The following is a 19,377-nucleotide window of genomic DNA, read 5'->3' as shown; positions in this document are numbered from 1 at the left end:
TTATACATACACGCGTATGAATATCAAGAATAGACTTGATTGATTTTTACGGGCAGAAGGACAGGCAATGTGGACAAATGGTATGAATCCTCAACGCTCGGCGAATTGAGCGTTCTTTTGGCAGAGCCAACAGAGTGAATCAAAATCCAGAGACAGAGAGAGCGCGCCAATGTGGCGCGCTCTCAAACCAAACGGATCGTCGCGGATCTACTCCGTTGCGATATGAGGAGTTACTCAGTCGCGATATCTTGGTCGGTCTGACCGGACGACGGACGGATCATTCGGAAATGCTCGCTTGGGTTTTTCAGCAATGGAACGATCTCCTGGGCCGCATCGTTCTGTCCGCTTTGCCGCAATTCGCGGTGATACGCCCACAACAAGTCTGTCACATCGAGTTCGCCCTGTGCATCCAGGATACTGAGTCTGACCTTGGCACCTTTTGCAATCCGCTTGCGAAGCGCTTGCTCCGTTAAACCGAGTGAAGGTGCATAGCGAACGTATACGCTGCCGCCTGTCATTCCAGAACACATCCACGGCCCTGGGTCTCCAAGGACAACCGCTCGACCTGCTGTCATGTACTCAAAGGCAAACCCTTTGAGATTACTCCTTGCACCAACCCAACCGAGCGTATCGTCAAGCGGAGCCTTGACCTGTCCGCCGATGACCAAGTCCGCTCCGGAAAGGCGAATTCCCGCCCTGGCGTCTGCGTTTCCCTGAACAATGATGAGCCCGTGCTGCGCTCCATAAGCAAGGCCCTTGCCAACGGAACCACCGACCCAATTGCCGTTTGCTCCGCGGGTTTTTAGGACCACAACGCGGCCGCCAATCGAACATTTTGCTGTTCCATCCTGAGCCCCGCCGTGTGCAACAGTGTACTGCCCCTGAAGGTGATACGCAGCGAACCCTGCACCTGCGACATCGGGGTGTTCCAGCACCTCTCGTGCATCCGCCTTGGCGCCACTCCTTGCCAGTTCGCCGCTCTGCCAGGTCCCAACGACACGCTCAACCGGCCGAATCGATGGGATATCGCCAGGTTTTCCCGCTTTCAGAGGAGCCATGGGTGCTGTGAAACGGCTGCCACGTGCGGTTTTCCAGGGTGTCAAACTCGAAGGACCTGCGATACTGTTTTCACCAACTGCCCGCGAGAGACTGCTCACCTCGGCTTCGACTATGATGCCTGAAGCAAACGCCGACTCTCGATACTCAACATGCGTACCAGACCCAGAGTACTGCTCATCAAAATGCACGATGCTCGACAAATCGATTCGGTCGTGGCCAGACAACTGTTCCAAGAGATCACGTCGACCGACAAGGTCCTGCGTTCTGACTGCACCCAGTAAGGCAGTGAGCTCACGAATGTGCTCCCCAACCGCTGTGAAGAAGCGCTGTAAGTTCTCAACCGCTGTGTCGAACTCCCGCGGCGTGAATTTGGCCACACCCTTCTCGGCAGCCTCCTCCATCGTGGTCATCTGCGTCGCAATCCCTACGTGGCATGTATCCTTGTGACACGCGCGACAGATTGTGCACCCGAGTGCAACCATGGCCATTGTCCCGAATCCAACTCGATTGGCCCCAAGCAGGATGGCCTTCATCGCATCTACGCCGGATTTCATGCCGCCATCCGCCCAGATTTCGGCGAGATGACGAATGCCCGCCTCCGATAGCGCCGTGTGGACTTTGTGAATGCCAATCTCGACAGGCAACCCGACACGCCGCAGGGCGTGTGCTCTTGCGGCACCTGTGCCTCCGTCGAAGCCGCTGAGTTCGACAATATCTGCACCGGCTTTGACAATGCCAATAGCGATGGTCCCGATGTTCGGTACGACCGGCACCTTAACCGCGATGCGGGCTGTGGGGTTCACTGCACGCAGTTCGTAGATCACTTGCGCCAAGTCTTCAATGGAATAAATGTCGTGATTGTTCGATGGTGAAATCAGGTCAATCCCTGGTGCCGCATTGCGAGCGTTCGCCACCAGTTCAGTCACCTTGGACCCTGGCAAGTGACCGCCTTCTCCAGGCTTGGCACCCTGACCAATCTTGATTTCTAGTACATATGCCCCGTTGCAGAGCTCCGCGTTGACGCCAAACCGTCCCGATGCGACTTGACGTCCGCGGTTCTTGGGGTAGGTATTCAAAATGTCCTTAATTTCGCCGCCCTCACCGTTCATTGCGACAATGTTCATCCGATAAGCAGCTTCTGCATACGCACGATAGGCTGTTTCGCCTTGTGACCCGAATGACATCGAGCTGATGAGAATGGGATAGCTATGACCGTCAATCGTCGTATCCACATTCTCGGGCTGTACATCGGATTTCTCTGGAAGCTTAATGCCGAGCAAGTGTTTCAGATTGACGGGGTTATCCTGTTCGAACGAGGCCAGTCGTTCGTAATATTCGTGATAGGAGATACCGCCTTCTGCGACTGCCCCGGCCGCTTTCCAAATGCGCGGATAGATTTGAAACACGCGCAGTTTCATCGCTGCCCGCTCATCTGCTTCGTCGTACAACTCCTGACGACGGATGGCGTTTTGGTCCAGAATTTCCAACGTACACCCGGAGCGCTCAGAGCCGTAGAAACAAGGCACGCCGAGAACGTCAGCTACTTCCTTTGAAAGTCCGATGGCGGAGAACAATCGCTCATACCCGCGCAACTCATGAATGCCGATGGTAGAGATGACTTTTTCAATTCCCTTGCAGAGTGCGGCGTACATGTTCTCGACACCGGTGACACCCGCTTTTTCGGCAGCCAACTCCCACATCAGATACGGCACAACCCCCTCAGCACCAAGCCCCACGGCAACCATGATGTCGTGAAGGTTGCGAATGCCTGCACTGCGGACAATAATGCTCGTTCTGCGCCGCAGGTGTTCAGCACCACAGTCCTTACCGGGCGAGCGCTGCAGAGCTTTGTGAACCGCAGCCAGTGCCAGAAACGGATCGAGGTGCATTCCGCGTGAGAACTGCAGACGGTCATCGAGCACGATGGCATGAGCACCCGCTTGTACGGCTTCTACTGCAATTCTGCGTAGACGTGACAGAGCTGCCTCAGTGGATTCCCCTTTCTGACGATGAATCAGAATCTCTGCCGTGCCGTTCGGCGTTGTGTGCAGTCCTGCAAGCGCTTCTTCATAGGTCATCGTGCCATAGCGATTGGCCAAAGTCTGAATCGCCTCACGCGGGACATCAAGGGACTCAGGGAGCCAGTCAAACAAAAGCGGTGACTGGAGTTCGAGTCGAGGCGCATCGTGATAAACACCGTCCATCGACGGACGCTTGCCGACAATCATACGCGTACTGAAGTGTTCAATCTCACGTTCTCTGTCAATCGCCGGGTTGGTGACTACGGCAACCGTCTCTTGGAGGTAATCCGACAACAACGTCAGTCCTGTATCGAGTGCGGCCATTGGGCCGTCATACCCAATCGAGCGAATCGGCTCTGCGCCTGTGTTCACTTCTGCCTCGAGCTGCTTTACGTCATCCTCGCGCCACCCAAAGGCCGCTGCCCGGACCATTGCGCTCCGTTTTTGATTCCAATACGGCGATGCTACGTCCCTCTCTTCATAGGACCCTGCAAAATGAATGGTACGTCGTTCACCTGTCAGTGAATACCGCTTCTTCGCACGGCTCAAAACCTCACGCTGGAGCTGTGGGTAGCTGAGAAGCCGCACACCGCCTTCGGCCATCTGGATGCCAATTTTCTCACCAGGGGCAAGCGGCTGCGGATCTGCCGCCCAAGTGTTTGGCGGAACGATACCTTGTTCTGACGAGAAACAGTAAAACTCAGGCGTCTTGATGAGCCACATCGGACGGAGGCCGAGGGCATCGACGGCAAACACAGCCTCTTTCCCCGCACGCATCATTACCGCCGCCGGCCCCTGCGAGAACGGTCCCCACATGGCACGGTAGAACATGTATAAATCAGCCAGGTCCGACTGCATCTGTTTGATCTCGTTGACAATCGGCGGAAACAACATTTCCGCAGTTTCGAACAATGTCCACCCACGCTCTTCCGTCAGGGATTCGACGACTTCACTGACCATCTGTGAGTCACTGGAGTCCGGATTCAGGGTCATTCCTGCCATCCCAGCTTCGGAATAGAACCGTGCAATCGTATTGATTTCCCCGTTATGACCGAGCGTTGCAAAGGGTTGGACACGAGAAAAGGTTGTCTGTGTATTGGTTGAATACCGGGTGTGAGCCATAACGAAACAGCTCTCAAAGCGCGGGTTTTGCAAATCCCCGTAGTACGCAATCAGCGTATCCCCATCGCCCACAACCTTATAAACGACGATATCTGTGCTGCAGGAGGCAACGTGAACCCCAGGCGTTTGTTCAAGGAAACGTTTCACCTGCATCAGGTTTTTGGAGCCTGCCTCAAAAGCTGCTTGGTAAAACACAGGTTTCTCGCGACTAGCCGACGGGCCAAGCGCACCGTTGAAGGTCTCCCCTTGTCGCACAAGGAGAACGTTCGCCGAAGCCTCTTCAAGACGGCGAGCGAGCGTTTGTGCGGTGAACTCTGACTGACGACTGTCGTGCAGTACGTGAACGACGGCAAATGTGTCATTACGGACAACACTCGCATCAATCCCTGCTTCATTGAGCCAATCAGCCCACAATCCACGCGGGATATCCAGCATCAGTCCGCACCCATCGCCTTCCTCCGCAACGTAGCCGGCGCGGTGCTTCATAGCTTTGAGCGCGTCAACCCCCATCCGAATCGGTTTGTGACTCGCAATTCCTTGTCTGTGAACACATGAAAAGATTCCACAAGCGTCTTGTTCACGGTCCATAAGCATGGTGAACGCGTTCAAATCCAACTACGTCACTTCCTTTCAATAAGTGAGGTGTGTTGCGTGATCGACCGAAACAAATTAATTTTAGAAAGAATATACGACATGTTGAATATAAATACAACATGTGATATAACATCACTCATAATGCTACGAACCGACAGGAGGCTGCGAATCATGCGGATCCGTAAGGCAACAGTCGAGGACGTTGATCCCATTCAAGAATTGATTCAACAGTATGCAGCCATCGGATTGATGCTCCCGAGAACTGCAAAATCGCTCTATGAACACCTTCAAAACTTCACAGTCGCGGAGCACGACGGCATAATTGTCGGAACAGTGGGACTGCACGTTTTGTGGAAAGACCTCGCTGAGGTTCGCTCACTCGCCGTCTCAGATACCTGCCACGGCCAGGGCATTGGGCGAAAATTAGTAGAACATGCTGTGCATGAGGCGGAAACGCTCGGGATTGAGCAAGTGCTGTCATTGACGTATCAGACAGACTTCTTTACCAAACTTGGATTTGAAGTTGTGCAGAGAGATACACTGCCGCGAAAGGTATGGAAAGATTGCGTCATTTGCAAAAAGTTCGATCGCTGTGACGAAATCGCTATGATATATTATACACAATCTTTCATGAAAGTGCAGCCTTTAGTGGAAATAGACACCTCTTCGTAACAAATTTTATACGAGATACCACAGCGTTGGGAACCCATCCCATCCGTATGACACCCCATTCGTCCATGAAACAAGGAACCAGCGATGACTGCCGGTTCCTTGTTATGTCTGTATATTTATGTTGATATCAGAATTGCGACATAACGAATGAAAATTCGAGAACTCCATCAGACAAGGTCAGACAAGGACGGTTTCATGACCGCAAGCGGCGGACCATCTCATCGACGTGTGTTTTTTCAACAATCAGTGGTGGAACCAGCCGCACGCGCGTATCGGCTACCGCGGTCAGGAGAACCCCGTTCGTTGCCGCATTCAGGACGAACGCCTTGGCATTTTCCACTGTCATACCAAGCATCAGTCCCAGTCCTGACACTTCCCTACCAAACTCCTCAAGCGCCGTCCGCAGATACGCACCGACATCCTGTACATGTTCGAGAAACGACGGCTCAGATACAACTTCGGTCACCGTTAAGCCTGCGGCCATTGCAAGGGGATTGCCGCCGAACGTAGTACCGTGCGATCCGGGTGTGAAGGCCTCTGCCACCTCTTTTGAAGCCAGAACGGCACCGATCGGCACACCACCGCCAAGACCCTTGGCCATTGTGACGATATCCGGCTTCAATCCCAGCTGTTGGTAAGCCAAAAAGCTGCCGCACCGGCCAACCCCTGTCTGCACCTCATCAATGATAAACAGGGCGCCTGTCTCCTTACATCGCGCGTTAATTTCCTCGAGCACACTACGTGGAACAACGTTGACGCCGCCTTCCCCCTGCACAATTTCTACGATACATGCAGCAGTATTCTCTCCAATGAGTTCAACCGCACTGTGGTAGTCTCGCGGCGTGACACACCCTGGAATAAGCGGCTGGTAGCCCTCGTGATAAGCCGGTTTCGGCGTAATTGAAAGAGACCCCATCGTCCTTCCGTGAAACGCCTTTGGCAGGGAAACAATCTCCCGGCGTTGCTCCGCTCCGTTTCGATACGCATAGCGCCGCGCCAGTTTGATAGCCGCTTCGTTCGCCTCCGTGCCTGAGTTACAGAAAAACACTCGGTCCATGCCAGACAGTGCCTGAAGTCGTAAAGCGAGCTGTTCCTGCCAGGGCGTTCGGTACAAGTTTGAACAGTGGATCAGTGTTGCCACCTGTTCCTGCAGCCTAGCGACAAGTTTCGGATGCGCGTGTCCAAGCGCAGAAACAGCAATGCCGGCAGTAAAATCGAGGTACTGCTTACCTGCATCGTCGTACACATAAACCCCTTCACCGCGCACGAGCGAAATGGTGCGCTCACCATAGTTGTTCATCAGTGCAGATGCGGCTTGTTCTGTTACACTCATGTTCCTTCCCCCTCTACCTTCAAACGGTCTGTCGATCAGTTGGCTCATGGGCGTTGAAGACTCCCCTCCCCGTCATCGCGAAGAGACCTCGTCCACCATCAGTCATGGATACTCGTCCGCAACACACACGTACCAAGCGCAGCAGTCCGCACTGTGCTCATTCCCGCTCCGATATTTGCTGCAACGGCCCAAGCCGCAGCATCCTGGTTTCCGCCGTGAATCACAAACGCTGCTTCGGCGCCCGCCTGTAAGGCCTCCAACACTGCAGTGACCTTCGGGCGCATGCCACCTTCAAACCGACCCGCAACAAGTCCTTGTGACAAGACCGTATCCGTGGCATAGTCGATCCGCTGACGGGTACTGTAGTCGGAATAAATCCCCTCTACGTCGGTGAAAAACACTACCCGCTCAGCTGTCAGAGCCCTGGCAATCGCACTCGCCGACAAGTCGGCATTGACGTTACAGGACAGACCCGTCGCTTGTTCCGTGGCGACCGGCGCAATCACAGGCACATTTCCTGCAGCCAGGGCGGCTGATACACCCGTTGTATCCACGCTGGTGACGACGGAGGTTCGGCCCATGTCTGGCAACGGCGCTGCATAAAGCCCGTTTTCAGCACGCAAGAGACGCCTTGTTGGGATACCAACTGCCCCCAAACCCACGGCAATCTCAGCATTGACCTCTTCGCATAAGACCCGTTCGACAATCGGCATCACGGCGGCCGGCGTGAGGCGTTGTCCGCCCACAAACGGAAGCTGGGCACCGATCTCCGCCAACGCTTCTGTAATACGCGGCCCGCCCCCATGCACAATGACCGGACTCTTTCCAGCCGCAACCGCGGTCTGTACTGCAGTAATCAGACTCTCTATGGCTGTGTCTTTCAGCGATCCGCCAACCTTGAGTACAACAACAGGTTTCATACTCGTTTCACCGACCCTTCCCTTCTTACGAAGCAAACTTACGGCGAGGCAAAGTTACTGTGAGGTAACCTTGAGGTAACCTTACGGTGAGGCAAACTTACGGCGCAAACCCGAACGGCGACAAGCCAGCCGTTGGAGGAAACGCGTACATTAAATTAAGGTTCTGTACAGCCTGGCCTGCGGCCCCTTTGACGAGATTATCGAGGGCAGAAAAAACCATCAAGGTATGGGTGCGTTCGTCCAGGTGCACTTGCAAGTGACAACTGTTCGAACCTCGAACTGACTTGAGCTGCGGGACCACGCCTTCTGGCAACAGATGCACATAAGGCTCATCGCCATATGCTGCTTGATATATCTCACGAACCGAAGCGATCGATGCAAGTTCGGGCCATCGAACGTACGCACACGCATAAATCCCTCTCGTGATGGGCAGCAACTGGGTTGTCAATAAAAGTTTCGTTCCATTGCCAAGCTGCTGTTCCACCTCTGGGGTGTGCTGGTGCTGTCCAATTTTGTAGGGAACGAAGTTGTCCGCGAGCTGTGCAAGCTGATTTTCAAATTTTGGACTGCGTCCCGCACCGGACACGCCGGACTTTGCATCTACGGTGACCAACTGACCTTGCAGGAGACCCGCCTTTGCGAGCGGCAGTAAACCTAACAAGATGGCTGTCGCATAACATCCTGGGTTGGAAACCAGCGTCGCTTGCGAAATCTCCTCTCGGTTCCACTCACTGAGGCCATAGACCGCACTGTCGAGGTATCTTTTCGGAGCCGGACTCTTTCCGTACCACTCTCTGTACGCCTCCGCATTCAAACGGAGGTCTCCTGATAAATCGATGACCTTTAATCCGCCGCCCCAGAGTTCTCCGGCAATTCGGCCCGCTGCACCGGACGGCAAAGCAACAAATGCAACTTCACAAGCCCGAACACAGTCCTCTTGCCGATAGCCCACAATGGACGGCAGTACAGTGCCCGTTACCTGAGGCAACAAATCCGCGGTTTCCCCTGCATCGCTGGTGGCTGCCAGATACGTCAGCTCGACACCAGGGTGACTGAGCAGCAGGCGAATCAGTTCCTGGCCTGAATAGCCGGTGGCACCCACGATACCGACCCGAATCTTCTCCGTCATCTGCATGTATAAACATCCTCGTGTTTGTATTTTAATTCAGTATAACTCAGAGGTTAAGGTTTGTCATTCACAGAAATACCTCTGTCGTTTGTCCTGCGCCTATGCATACAATCGCCCGGAAGTTCCTCGAGATATTCCGCAAATGTCCGTATCATCAGGCATTTGTCCTATCATTTGATGAGGTATCTCAGGAGGAGGGATGAAAGATGTACGGTGTTTTCGGTGGTTACACGCGATGGGCGGTAGTGTTCCTGATCATCTTTGTGTTGTTCTTCTTGCTTGTGCCTGGATACATGGGGGCACCAATGGCCGCGCCTGGTGTAGCAGTCACCGCCTATACAACTCACCATCATATGGGGATGGGCGGCGTGAACATGATGGGCGGCTACGGGTACGAAAGCCCAAGCAGTCCGTGACAACACTAGCTTCACCAACGTGACACGACTTGCCTGACTAAATTGGCGAAAATGGTTTGAATGCGTCAGCGAGGGCCCTTCGGGGCCCTCGCTGCACCTGTGTGTAAGATGTCATCCAAAACTTATGACCACACTCAGACAAAGATACCTACTTGGTATTTGCAGGGCTCCGTACACGAGAGTACGATGTGGAAAAAGGAGGTCCCCTCATGTTTCAAAACCCGTCGAACGAGAAACTGAAAGACATCCTTCAGTCAGCGAAGTCCATTGCAGTTGTCGGTCTGTCCAACAACAAATCCCGAGACAGTTATGCAGTTGCAGAGGAACTGCAAAAACTGGGGTATCGCATCATACCCGTCAATCCGAACCTGACTGAGGTTCTCGGCGAAAAATGCTACCCTTCCATCTCAGATATTGCCGAGCCCGTCGATATCATCGATGTTTTTCGCAAAAGTGACGCCCTTCCGGATGTGGTTCGCGAAGCCGCGAAGACATCGACCCCCGTCATTTGGGCGCAGCTTGGCGTCTACAATGAAGAAGCGGCAAGGATTGCTGAGGCTGCAAACAAGACCCTGGTCATGGACCTCTGTATCAAAGTCATGCACAGACGATTGATCTGACCAAGACATCAAGTCATGTTTGAGTGATAGGTCTTGCGGCCGCGAATGGCATAATACAACACCAACAACAACAGCCAAATCAGACCAGACCAAACGGAGACCCGTGTGTAGGGAGAGGTGATGATCGCGATAAACGAGATCACAAGCAGAATCAGACCCACGATGGGCAATGTCGGCCACCATGGCATCGGCATCGCCACGCTTGCACCGGCTCTTCTGGCCTTCGACCGGTAGACAAGCTCGGACACTAAAATAACGCCCCATGTCCACAGGGACGCAAAAGCCGATGCACTGGTGATCCAGATGTATACATAGTTTGGAGCCAAATACGTGATGAGGGTGCCTATCGAGATCATCAGTGCGGTCAGCCAGACCGCACCGTGTGGCACCTGGTTGCGATTCAGGCGAGCGAGGCGACTGTTCGGCTTGCTTTCGGCCGACATACTGTAGAGCATGCGGCTGCCCCCATACAGTCCTGTGTTACACGATGAGAGGCCTGATAGGATAATGATGAGGTTCACAACTGTGGCAGCAACTGGAATTCCAACTTTAGCAAACAAGAGTACGTACGGACTTCCGCTGTGCGACGTAAGATAGGTCCAGGGAAACGCGCTGAGCATAATCAATACGGAACCAATGTACAAAACAAGGATTCGAAAAGTGACAGCTCGAAATGCCTTCGTAATGTTCTTGACCGGGTTCTTCGTCTCCCCCGCTTCAACCGCAAGGGTCTCAATTCCGCTGTACGCTTGCACCACCAATGACAAGGAAGCAAACACCCCGGCCCAACCGCTCGGCATGAACCCGCCGTAGGACCAGAGAGACGAAATCCCAACGGCATGCCCGTGGTTAAAAACACCGGTGATCATCATCAAGAGGCCGAAGACCATGAACAATACAACAGCGAAGACCTTCAATACTGCAAACCAGTATTCAAGCTCTCCAAACACCTTGACGGCCAACAAGTTCGATATCGTAAACAGAATGAGCGCTACAAATCCCGGTATCCATGGCGGAAAATTTGGGAACCAAAACTGCAGCAGTTTACCGATGGCAGCCAATTCCGACATGACCGTCGCTGTCCAGAAAAACCACCACATCCAACCCGTCACAAAACCAACACCGCGTCCGAGGTGCGTTTCGGCGTACTCACGAAACGAACCGGACACCGGCCGGTCGACGGTCATTTCCCCGAGGGCCCGCATGACAATCCCCGCGATGGCACCACAGATGATAAACCCAATGAGAACGGCAGGTCCTGCAATCTTCACCGATAGTGAAGCCCCGTAAAACAATCCGACACCAATGACTCCGCCAATCGCCAACATCTGAATCTGGCGACTGTTTAAAGCACGCCTCAGCCCCTTGTTTCCTGCACCTTCCGGTCTACTGCCTGATTCCACCAACGGACCCCTCCCAATTATGGCTCGAGTTCGTTGGTCTGGATAAACCTCCGGCGTAACCAGGATTTAACCAGACCGTAGATCAGTTTATGCAGGACGCTGTCGATTTTTCTTTGGACGGCTACCAAAATTTCGAATAGCCCGCTGGCAAAGCCAAGTTCGTATCGACCCCTGCACTGCATGCGTTCCCATTTTCACCGAACTGCCAAACCTCTACGGTTGCGGGACACGTTGGCACAGCAGGGTTCCACGCCGGAGCTTTCGACTTCGATGTGACTCCCGGTTCCCGTTCATTGCTCCAGATGATGGTCTGCTTCATAGCGCTGTTCGCCGAAAGAGCGGCGCAATACGCCGAGTTGAACGATCCGGTCACAGGGTTCGCGTAGATACCAGGCAGATAAGGAGACTGAAGTATGGTTTCTACGTACCCTTCAATCCAGGCTGAATCAACCGCGTACGTCACTTCCACATCCGCGAACAACGCAGTCCCATTCGGTACACCGAGTGCCTTCGCCGCAGCAATCGCCATATGAGCGTCCTGTTGGCCGTTCGACAACCCAGTTGCTTGACTAAACCCATTGAAGATTGGCAGTATCTTCACGCCTTTGCTGTGCAGGAAGGACACCTCAGAACTGGTCAGCCCGTCACTCACGCCGGAAACACGTGTCAGGTAGCGTCCCCAGAAGTCCGGTTTTCCGTATTGTGAGACAACACAATCGTAAAATGTGGACGTAACTTGTGCTGCTGAATCGACACCGTAGTAGGGTCCGGTGTGCCCTCCTGATGAAGAACCTCCGGTTCCTGCAGATGTCAGCAACAGCGGGTTTGGCAGGTTCGGCGACCCGACGCAACGCTCTGCTGGTGTCAGCACCTTCGGGACAGTTGTGAAGGCCGTCGGTGTTCGACCCGTCACCGCGTAATAAACACGCGCAGATGCAATCTGCAGCGTGTCAAGGGCGGACACACCTGCAGCGTTCACAAAGTAGTTTGCGCCGGGCATGGTGTCGAGCGGGGTATTGATCATGATGAAGGGGGTGTGTCCACCGGGTTGGTTGGCCGGATTGCTCCAGCCGCAGGGGTTGTAGTAGAGGGCGTTCACTGCAGCACCCCCCACAGCAATCACCATCTTTTGCCCGCTGGCAACGGCGTTCCACGCGGTTGTGAAATCCCCCATGATTTGACTGTGCGAAATGCCTGACATCGCCGCGGCTCCGAGAGCAATCTGAAAATCGTGCTGACCAGCTGCGTAAAGCATGATTTTGGTTGAGTCGAGAGGCATCTCCATGATCACTCCTTTCGGGTATTTTTCAAGACGAACCTCATCCGACAGAAATCACTACATTACTTTCTGCGCCAGGGGCACATTCGTGAATCGGCGTCAGAAGCTTTGGCAGTGGCTGCATGTCATACGGATATGTCCCGTGCAGTGCATAGTACGACAGGACCGCTGCCGCAAGATAGGTGTCCTGGGCCAGATAGCCCGCTGCGTTGACAAAGTGGTTTGGCCCTGGCAACGTGTCCGTTGGTGCTGCAATTGTGGTAAACGGAGTTTCTCCAGCGCCAGTTCCTGCGGGATTACTCCAGCCGCACGGATTGGACGCCAGCGCGTAAAGTGCTGCACCCCCAACAGCAATGACAAGGTGTTGACCTGCCGTCAACGTAACCCACGCGGCATTGTAATTTCCTGTAACCTGAGAAATCGGGATCTCGTTGGCTGCTGCTGCCCCGAGTGCGATTTGAAAGTCGTGCGCAGTTGCTGCGTAAAGCAGGATTTGTTGTGGCTGTAGGCTCAATGGTCGATCCTCCATTTCGTCAATAGACATGAAAGAGAAGTTGTAAAGCGCCTCACCTAACAGTCAGTGCAAGAAGCTCCGGAAACGAGTGGACGAATGCTGATATTGTTCGTAAGAAATTTGTCGAATTGCGCAGAATAACGGCAGGGATTTTTCAGGATTGGGCGAACATCTACGATTGTGTTAAATCTGCCTTGGCGGTAAATACCTCTGAAGGCATCAGTTCTCATCAGAAGCAACAGTTCTCAAAGGGAGGTTTTTTTGTGCACAGAAAGATAATGGCGTCGTCCCTCGCGGTTTTAACCATGGGGGCACTCGTCGCGGGGTGCGGTACACCAAACAACTCCACTTCCACGACGAACAACGCAGGCACAACGGGAAGCAGTGCGCACGCAAGCTTTAAGGTCGGACTCGTGACTGATACTGGCGGGCTCAATGACCATGGCTTTAACCACTTGGCAGACGTCGGTCTGACCAAGGCCGAGAAGGACTTCGGCATTACTGGCAAGGTGGTGCAATCTACACAAGCAAGTGACTACGTTCCGAACTTGCAGAACTTTGCTCAAAACGGGTACCAATTGGTCATCGCTGTCGGCTTCTTGATGGACGGTGCTGTCAAACAGGTTGCCAAAGAATATCCGAAGACAAAGTTCTTGATTATCGACGATCCGATTACGGGCATGTCAAACGTCACCAGCGCTATTTTTAACACAGAACAATGCGGTTATCTCGTCGGAGCGATGGCGGGTCTGATGGAGAAACAAACAGGACTGAAAGGCATCAACAATAAGAATGTGCTCGGCGTTGTCGGCGGTCAGCAGATCCCGCCTGTCACATCCTACATAGCTGGTTTTCAACAGGGCGTTCAAAAAACCGACCCAGGTGCAACCATCCTCGTGAAGTGGGCGAACAGCTTTAGTGACCAGGCACTGGGCAGCCAGATTGCCCAGGCAGAAATCTCCCAAGGTGCAGACATCATCTTCCCTGTTGCCGGCGGAACCGGTATCGGATCGATTGACGCTGCCCAAAGCGCTGGCGTGTACGCCATCGGTGTTGACGCTGATCAGAACTACTTGGCTCCTGCGACCGTCATCACGAGCGCGACCAAAGGCGTCGACACAGCTACTTACGACGTCATCAAACAAGCCATGAACAACAAGTTCCAGTCAGGGATCCAGTACTTCAACCTGAAAAACGGCGGCGTTGGTATCGCAACCCCGAACAGTGCTGTGCCGAAGAGTGTCATCACACAAGTGAACAACCTTGAGCAGCAGATCATCAACGGATCGATCACTGTTTCGGCCACGATGAAATAATTCAAAGTACGAGCATATATGACAGTCATTCTTGGTCGAGTGGCAACCCGAGCCGGCAGTGGTTCGGGTTGCCCTTGTCCGGGATTGAGGAGGTCGCAAATGACACACTTCCTCGAAGTGATTGATTTAAAAAAGCACTTTCCCGGCGTTAAGGCCAACGACGGAGTCAACCTGACGGTGAAGTCCGGCGAGGTGCACGCCATCCTCGGCGAGAATGGCGCAGGAAAGTCCACATTAATGAACATGATTTACGGACTTTATCAGCCGACCAGCGGTCAAATCCTGCTGGAAGGCAAACAGGTTGAGTTTTCGAGTCCGAGAGATGCCATCCGGTCAGGCATCGGGATGGTTCACCAACACTTTATGCTGATTCCCGCGTTGTCTGTAGCGGAGAATATCGTGCTAGGCGACGAACCTGGCGGCATTCAGTACAATCGCAAAGAAGCTGTTCGCCGCGTGCAGCAGATATCGGATCAATATAAGCTTCAGGTCGATCCGACGCGACGGGTCGCCGACTTATCTGTCGGACTTCAACAGCGAGTGGAAATCTTGAAGGTCTTGTACCGCCGAGCAAAGCTGCTCATCCTTGACGAACCGACAGCGCTCTTAACCCCGCAGGAGACAAGAGAGTTGTTCGAGATCGTCGGACACCTCAAAGCTGAGGGCATTCCCATTGTTTTCATTAGCCATAAACTTGATGAAGTTCGCGAGATTGCTGACGTCGTTACTGTCATGCGTGCAGGCAAGACGGTGGAAACGCTCCCCATTGGCGATGCTACGCCGCAAGACCTCGCCAACCTGATGGTCGGTCGAGATGTCGTTTTGCGCGTGCAGAAGAACCCCATTCAGCTCGGGAACAAGTTACTTGAGTTGCGAGGGATTCACGTCCGGGATGCAAGCCGTCATGAACGAATTCGCGACTTGTCCTTGACGGTTTCCGAAGGAGAGATCCTCGGTCTTGCCGGAATTGACGGGAACGGACAATCTGAACTCGTCGAGGCTGTCGCAGGACTCTTGCCGACGACGGCCGGCAGCATTCACTTGGCGGGTCAGGACATCACGCGGGTGCGACCGTTTGACCGGACGGAACTCGGTATTGCCTACGTTCCCCAGGATCGTCAGCGGGACGGACTCGTCCTCGACTTCGATTTGGTGGAAAACATAATCCTTCGAGATTTCCACAAGTCGCCCTACAGCAAATCTGGGGCTATCAATTACCGTGCAGCCCGCGCATACGCCGAGCGCTTGATTCGGGAGTTTGACGTGCGCCCCGCGGACGCAGACCGTAAGGCAGGCGAGCTCTCAGGCGGCAATCAGCAAAAAGTGATCCTTGCCCGGGAAGTCAGCCGCGATCCGCGCTTACTCATCGCGGTTCAGCCGACCCGCGGACTTGACGTCGGAGCCATTGAGGGCATCCACCGCCAACTGCTGCGTCTGCGAGACAACGGCAAAGGGATCCTCCTCGTCTCGCTCGAGTTGGATGAGATCCTGAGTTTGTCCGATCGGATCGCCGTCATCCATGACGGTCGCATCGTCGATATCGTGGACGGGGATTCAGCGACCCGTGAACAACTCGGCCTTTTGATGACCGGTGTCAAGAGCACGGCTGAGACAAGGGGTGAACGCGTATGAAGAGTGTCTGGCGAGCGATTGGGACACCAGTTTTAGCCTCCCTCATCGCCATCATCATTGGCGGCATCATTGCAGCCGCTATCGGTTACAACCCCTTGCAGGTGTACGGTTCGCTCATCAGCGGTGCGTTTGGCGGAGCCATTCCGCTGGGCAATACCTTGGCAGGTTCGGTGCCGCTCATTCTTGCAGGGCTTGGAATTGCCGTGGCCTTTCGGGCCGGCTTGTTCAATATCGGGGCAGAAGGCCAGTACTGGATTGCGACTGTCGCAGCGGTGTGGATTGGGTACCATTTCAAAGGGATGCCCGGGTTTCTCCACCTGATTTTCATGCTCGTTGTCGCCATGGTTGTCGGCGGTCTGTGGGGCGGCATCATCCCAGGTCTGCTCAAAGCCTATCGCGGCGCGCACGAGGTCATCACCACGATGATGCTCAGCTACATCGGCATTCTGTTTGCGCAGTACTGCATTGAGCCGGGCGGCCCGATGCTTGAAAAGGGATACCAACCGCAGTCACCTGCAGTGGCACAGAATGCTTGGCTCGGTTCTATTATTCCAAACTCCCAATTGACGTGGGGCTTCGCCATTGCCATTGTTGCAGCGGTGGTTGTCTGGTGGATTCTCTTTCACACAACGTTTGGCTTTCAGTTGCGCGCTGTTGGGTCCAACCAATTTGCTGCCCGCTACGCTGGCATGAACGTGCCGCTTTACACAGTGCTTGCACTCGGCTTCAGCGGTGTGCTTGCCGGACTTGCTGGCGCAGTCCAGATGTTGTCCCAAGACCATCGACTGACACAGAGCTTTAGTTCCGGTTACGGTTACACCGCTATCGTTGTAGCCTTGCTCGCGCGCAACAACCCGTTTGGCGTCATCTTGGCGGGTATCTTTTTCTCTGCCCTGAGTACTGGCAGTCAGAACATGCAGCTCGTCTCTGGGATTCCTCAGAGCCTGACAGATGTCCTGACAGGGCTCATCATCTTCTTTGTTGCAGCGGAACGCCTGATCCCGATGGCACTCACGTGGTACCGGCGTCGCAAGAGTGGACGACTACAAGTCTCCCTCCCGGAAGGAGGTCGAACAGACGGATGAGTGTCCTTGCTAATCCTCAACTGTGGTTTGCTACGCTGGCCATGGCAACACCGCTTGCCCTTCCAGCGATTGGCGGTACATTTTCCGAACGCAGCGGTGTCGTGAACATCGCAATGGAAGGCATTATGCTGATTGGCGCGTTTTTCGCCGTGGCATTTTCCTACTGGACAAACAGCGCTTGGCTCGGTTTGTTGTTCGGTATGCTGATGGGCGGTGTCATCTCTGCCATCTTCGCTTGGGCCGCGATTCGACTCGCTGCCGATCAAGTCGTGCTCGGAATGGCAGTCAACATTTTTGCCGCAGGCCTGACTGCATTCTTGCTTGACACCGTATTTGGATTCAACGGCACACCCGCGAATACGCCGAGTTTGCCGACAGTTCACTTACCGTGGCTCAAATCCATGCCATTCCTGAGCGGTGTTTTCAACGACCAAAGCGTGCTCGTGTACATCATGATTGTGATTGTCATCGTGTCACACTGGTTTCTCTTCTACACGCGGCTCGGCCTGCGGATTCGTTCCGTCGGCGAAAATCCACTCGCAGCTGATACCGCTGGCCTCAGCGTGAGTCGACTGCGGTACACCGGAGTCATTATCGGCGGTCTGCTTTCCGCGCTGGGCGGTGCATATCTGTCGATTGGCATCCTGCATTCCTTCGATGTGAACATGACAAACGGTCGTGGGTACATCGCCTTGGCCGCGATGATTTTCGGCAAATGGACGCCGTTTGGCGCATTTGGTGCATCGCTTCTGTTTGGATTCGCGACAGCACTTGGTATCGCCCTGCAGAGCTTTAATGTATCGTCCAACCTGCTTGGCATGTTGCCGTACGTCCTCACCATTCTGGCATTAGCCGGCCTTGTCGGGCGGAGCACGCCCCCGGCAGCCGATGGTATCCCGTACGAGCAGCACCGCTAATTGCGACACCTTGTTTGAGTGACTTGGTGGCCGCCGGGTGACGCGGTGGTGGCCGGGTCACGACGTGGTCAAGACGACGTGGAACACGAAAAACCAGGCAGCGCATACACCGCTGCCTGGTTTTTGTTTACGCGTAGTTGACCCTCCCACAACTTAAGTCGGTCGCAGCCACTTAAGTTGCCTTTTTGGGGGACTTAAGGCGGTATGACCGACTTAGCTTCCATACCGGATGGCCTATAAGTCGCTGAGACCGACTTAATCGGCCGGTCTCAACTGCTCAACCCCAACTTAAGTCGGTCGCAGCCACTTAAGTTGCCTTTTTGGGGGACTCAAGGCGGTATGACCGACTTAGCTTCCATACCGGATCGCCCGTAAGTCGCTGAGACCGACTTAATCGGCCGATCTCAACTGCTCAACCCCAACTTAAGTCGGTCGCAGCCACTTAAGTTGCCTTTTTGGGGGACTTAAGGCGGTATGACCGACTTAGCTTCCATACCGGATCGCCCGTAAGTCGCTGAGACCGACTTAATCGGCCGATCTCTACTGCTCAACCCACAACTTAAGTCGGTCGCAGCCACTACCGTTACTCCGCAATCGGCTGCAGGCACTCCGGCGAATCATTGCGCACGTTGCCCACGATCGGTGACACCGGATACGCACGCATCAAATCGGATGGATATGAACCTACACGCTCTACCAGGTGGTCTATGTCTGACACTGTGCTGTCAAGCCACAGGTTTTCCATTTCCCGAGTCAGAATAACTGGCATTCTATCATGGATTTCCCGCATCACATCGTTCGGCTTTGTCGTGAGAATCACGCACGTGCTGACACGGTGTCCGTCTTGGCCAACCCATGTATCGTACAACCCTGCAAAACCAAAGAAGGGCCTATCCTTGGTGACGATCCGATATGGCCTCTTACTCTCTCCGATTCGTTTCCACTCATAGAAGCCATCCGCTGGTATCACACATCGCTTACGGGCCATAAGCGTCCGGAACATCGGTTTGGACGCAACCGTTTCTAGTCGAGCATTGATGGATTTTATCGCTGTTTTTTCATCTTTAGCAAAACTCGGAATGAGCCCCCACTTAAGCATCCCAATTCTGCGCTTATCCGGTCTGCCGATAACCGCAGCGACGTCTTGACCGGGAGCTACATTATAACGGGGCGGTTCTGTAAAGATTGCATTCTCGACCCCAAAGTAATCAAGCATCTCTCCCCAGTCTTCGTAGGCAAGACTGAACCTTCCGCACATAGGCGCCCCTCCGTCTCGATGCTGTCATTTGTCTACAGCATAGCAACATAGGCAAGAGAAATCACGCGAAGCATACTTTTTTCGAGG

Annotated in this window: 15 protein-coding genes; 7 read left to right on the top strand and 8 right to left on the bottom strand. The window is 54.0% G+C overall.

The features are described 5' to 3' along the window. Nucleotides 1–230: 230 nt before the first annotated feature. Complete coding sequence (locus tag AN477_RS02665) at nucleotides 231–4,796, bottom strand: glutamate synthase-related protein (RefSeq protein WP_054967734.1); 4,566 nt, start codon at nucleotides 4,794–4,796, stop codon at nucleotides 231–233. Between the two features lie 171 nt (nucleotides 4,797–4,967). On the opposite strand from AN477_RS02665, the gene AN477_RS02660 reads away from it, so the two are divergent. Further along, complete coding sequence (locus AN477_RS02660; RefSeq protein WP_054967626.1) at nucleotides 4,968–5,468, top strand: N-acetyltransferase; 501 nt, start codon at nucleotides 4,968–4,970, stop codon at nucleotides 5,466–5,468. 193 nt (nucleotides 5,469–5,661) lie between these two features. Here the strand turns inward: AN477_RS02660 and AN477_RS02655 are convergent, their stop codons facing one another. From AN477_RS02655 to argC, 3 genes are all read right to left on the bottom strand, one after another. Then, nucleotides 5,662–6,801 carry an aspartate aminotransferase family protein gene (locus AN477_RS02655; protein WP_083485888.1) on the bottom strand — a complete coding sequence of 380 codons (1,140 nt, stop codon included), beginning with the start codon at nucleotides 6,799–6,801 and terminating at the stop codon, nucleotides 5,662–5,664. 98 nt (nucleotides 6,802–6,899) lie between these two features. Next, a complete protein-coding gene (argB, locus tag AN477_RS02650; protein WP_054967625.1) occupies nucleotides 6,900–7,721 on the bottom strand; it encodes an acetylglutamate kinase in 822 nt (273 codons plus the stop codon). Between the two features lie 97 nt (nucleotides 7,722–7,818). Continuing rightward, on the bottom strand, nucleotides 7,819–8,856 hold the full coding sequence (gene argC, locus AN477_RS02645; protein WP_245631688.1) for an N-acetyl-gamma-glutamyl-phosphate reductase: 1,038 nt from the start codon (nucleotides 8,854–8,856) through the stop codon (nucleotides 7,819–7,821). 200 nt (nucleotides 8,857–9,056) lie between these two features. Here argC and AN477_RS02640 point away from each other — a divergent pair, with 200 nt between their 5' ends. Further along, the gene (locus AN477_RS02640; protein WP_054967624.1) at nucleotides 9,057–9,266 is read left to right on the top strand and encodes a hypothetical protein; all 210 of its coding nucleotides are present in this window, start codon (nucleotides 9,057–9,059) and stop codon (nucleotides 9,264–9,266) included. 209 nt (nucleotides 9,267–9,475) lie between these two features. Then, on the top strand, nucleotides 9,476–9,886 hold the full coding sequence (locus AN477_RS02635; RefSeq protein ID WP_054967623.1) for a CoA-binding protein: 411 nt from the start codon (nucleotides 9,476–9,478) through the stop codon (nucleotides 9,884–9,886). An 8-nt stretch (nucleotides 9,887–9,894) separates the two neighbouring features. Here AN477_RS02635 and AN477_RS02630 read toward each other — a convergent pair whose 3' ends face one another. The 3 genes from AN477_RS02630 to AN477_RS02620 form a co-directional block, all read right to left on the bottom strand. Beyond that, on the bottom strand, nucleotides 9,895–11,289 hold the full coding sequence (locus tag AN477_RS02630) for an amino acid permease (protein ID WP_245631687.1): 1,395 nt from the start codon (nucleotides 11,287–11,289) through the stop codon (nucleotides 9,895–9,897). Nucleotides 11,290–11,410: 121 nt separating this feature from the next. After that, complete coding sequence (locus tag AN477_RS02625) at nucleotides 11,411–12,568, bottom strand: glycoside hydrolase domain-containing protein (RefSeq protein WP_245631686.1); 1,158 nt, start codon at nucleotides 12,566–12,568, stop codon at nucleotides 11,411–11,413. Between the two features lie 40 nt (nucleotides 12,569–12,608). Further along, nucleotides 12,609–13,082: a hypothetical protein gene (locus AN477_RS02620; RefSeq protein WP_054967622.1), complete on the bottom strand. Its 474-nt coding sequence runs from the start codon at nucleotides 13,080–13,082 to the stop codon at nucleotides 12,609–12,611. 263 nt (nucleotides 13,083–13,345) lie between these two features. On the opposite strand from AN477_RS02620, the gene AN477_RS02615 reads away from it, so the two are divergent. The 4 genes from AN477_RS02615 (at nucleotide 13,346) to AN477_RS02600 (ending at nucleotide 18,032) form a co-directional block, all read left to right on the top strand. Then, nucleotides 13,346–14,398, top strand: coding sequence for a BMP family lipoprotein (locus AN477_RS02615; RefSeq protein ID WP_211265939.1), 1,053 nt, complete (start codon nucleotides 13,346–13,348; stop codon nucleotides 14,396–14,398). A 99-nt stretch (nucleotides 14,399–14,497) separates the two neighbouring features. After that, nucleotides 14,498–16,030, top strand: coding sequence for an ABC transporter ATP-binding protein (locus AN477_RS02610; RefSeq protein WP_054967621.1), 1,533 nt, complete (start codon nucleotides 14,498–14,500; stop codon nucleotides 16,028–16,030). Further along, on the top strand, nucleotides 16,027–17,115 hold the full coding sequence (locus AN477_RS02605) for an ABC transporter permease (protein ID WP_054967620.1): 1,089 nt from the start codon (nucleotides 16,027–16,029) through the stop codon (nucleotides 17,113–17,115). Before AN477_RS02610 ends, AN477_RS02605 begins: the two co-directional genes overlap by 4 nt. Next, nucleotides 17,112–18,032: an ABC transporter permease gene (locus AN477_RS02600; protein ID WP_054967619.1), complete on the top strand. Its 921-nt coding sequence runs from the start codon at nucleotides 17,112–17,114 to the stop codon at nucleotides 18,030–18,032. The genes AN477_RS02605 and AN477_RS02600 overlap by 4 nt, the downstream gene beginning before the upstream one ends. 583 nt (nucleotides 18,033–18,615) lie before the next feature. On the opposite strand, the gene AN477_RS02595 is transcribed toward AN477_RS02600, so the two are convergent. Then, nucleotides 18,616–19,290 carry an SOS response-associated peptidase gene (locus AN477_RS02595; protein WP_054967618.1) on the bottom strand — a complete coding sequence of 225 codons (675 nt, stop codon included), beginning with the start codon at nucleotides 19,288–19,290 and terminating at the stop codon, nucleotides 18,616–18,618. Nucleotides 19,291–19,377: the final 87 nt, after the last annotated feature.

It is taken from the genome of Paenalicyclobacillus ferrooxydans (assembly GCF_001399675.1).
In the GTDB taxonomy this organism is placed as follows: domain Bacteria; phylum Bacillota; class Bacilli; order Alicyclobacillales; family Alicyclobacillaceae; genus Alicyclobacillus_B; species Alicyclobacillus_B ferrooxydans.
The sequence above is the reverse complement of the archived record's forward strand: the minus strand, read 5'-3'. Positions and strand labels throughout refer to the sequence as shown.

Excerpts from the sequence above, each read along its gene's own strand:
- AN477_RS02610 (WP_054967621.1), top strand. The coding sequence starts at position 14,498 with ATGACACACTTCCTCGAAGTGATTGATTTAAAAAAGCACTTTCCCGGC.
- AN477_RS02640 (WP_054967624.1), top strand. The coding sequence starts at position 9,057 with ATGTACGGTGTTTTCGGTGGTTACACGCGATGGGCGGTAGTGTTCCTG.
- AN477_RS02665 (WP_054967734.1), bottom strand. The coding sequence starts at position 4,796 with ATGCTTATGGACCGTGAACAAGACGCTTGTGGAATCTTTTCATGTGTT.
- AN477_RS02660 (WP_054967626.1), top strand. The coding sequence starts at position 4,968 with ATGCGGATCCGTAAGGCAACAGTCGAGGACGTTGATCCCATTCAAGAA.
- AN477_RS02595 (WP_054967618.1), bottom strand. The coding sequence starts at position 19,290 with ATGTGCGGAAGGTTCAGTCTTGCCTACGAAGACTGGGGAGAGATGCTT.
- argC (WP_245631688.1), bottom strand. The coding sequence starts at position 8,856 with ATGCAGATGACGGAGAAGATTCGGGTCGGTATCGTGGGTGCCACCGGC.
- AN477_RS02605 (WP_054967620.1), top strand. The coding sequence starts at position 16,027 with ATGAAGAGTGTCTGGCGAGCGATTGGGACACCAGTTTTAGCCTCCCTC.
- AN477_RS02600 (WP_054967619.1), top strand. The coding sequence starts at position 17,112 with ATGAGTGTCCTTGCTAATCCTCAACTGTGGTTTGCTACGCTGGCCATG.
- AN477_RS02655 (WP_083485888.1), bottom strand. The coding sequence starts at position 6,801 with ATGAGTGTAACAGAACAAGCCGCATCTGCACTGATGAACAACTATGGT.
- argB (WP_054967625.1), bottom strand. The coding sequence starts at position 7,721 with ATGAAACCTGTTGTTGTACTCAAGGTTGGCGGATCGCTGAAAGACACA.
- AN477_RS02625 (WP_245631686.1), bottom strand. The coding sequence starts at position 12,568 with ATGCCTCTCGACTCAACCAAAATCATGCTTTACGCAGCTGGTCAGCAC.
- AN477_RS02635 (WP_054967623.1), top strand. The coding sequence starts at position 9,476 with ATGTTTCAAAACCCGTCGAACGAGAAACTGAAAGACATCCTTCAGTCA.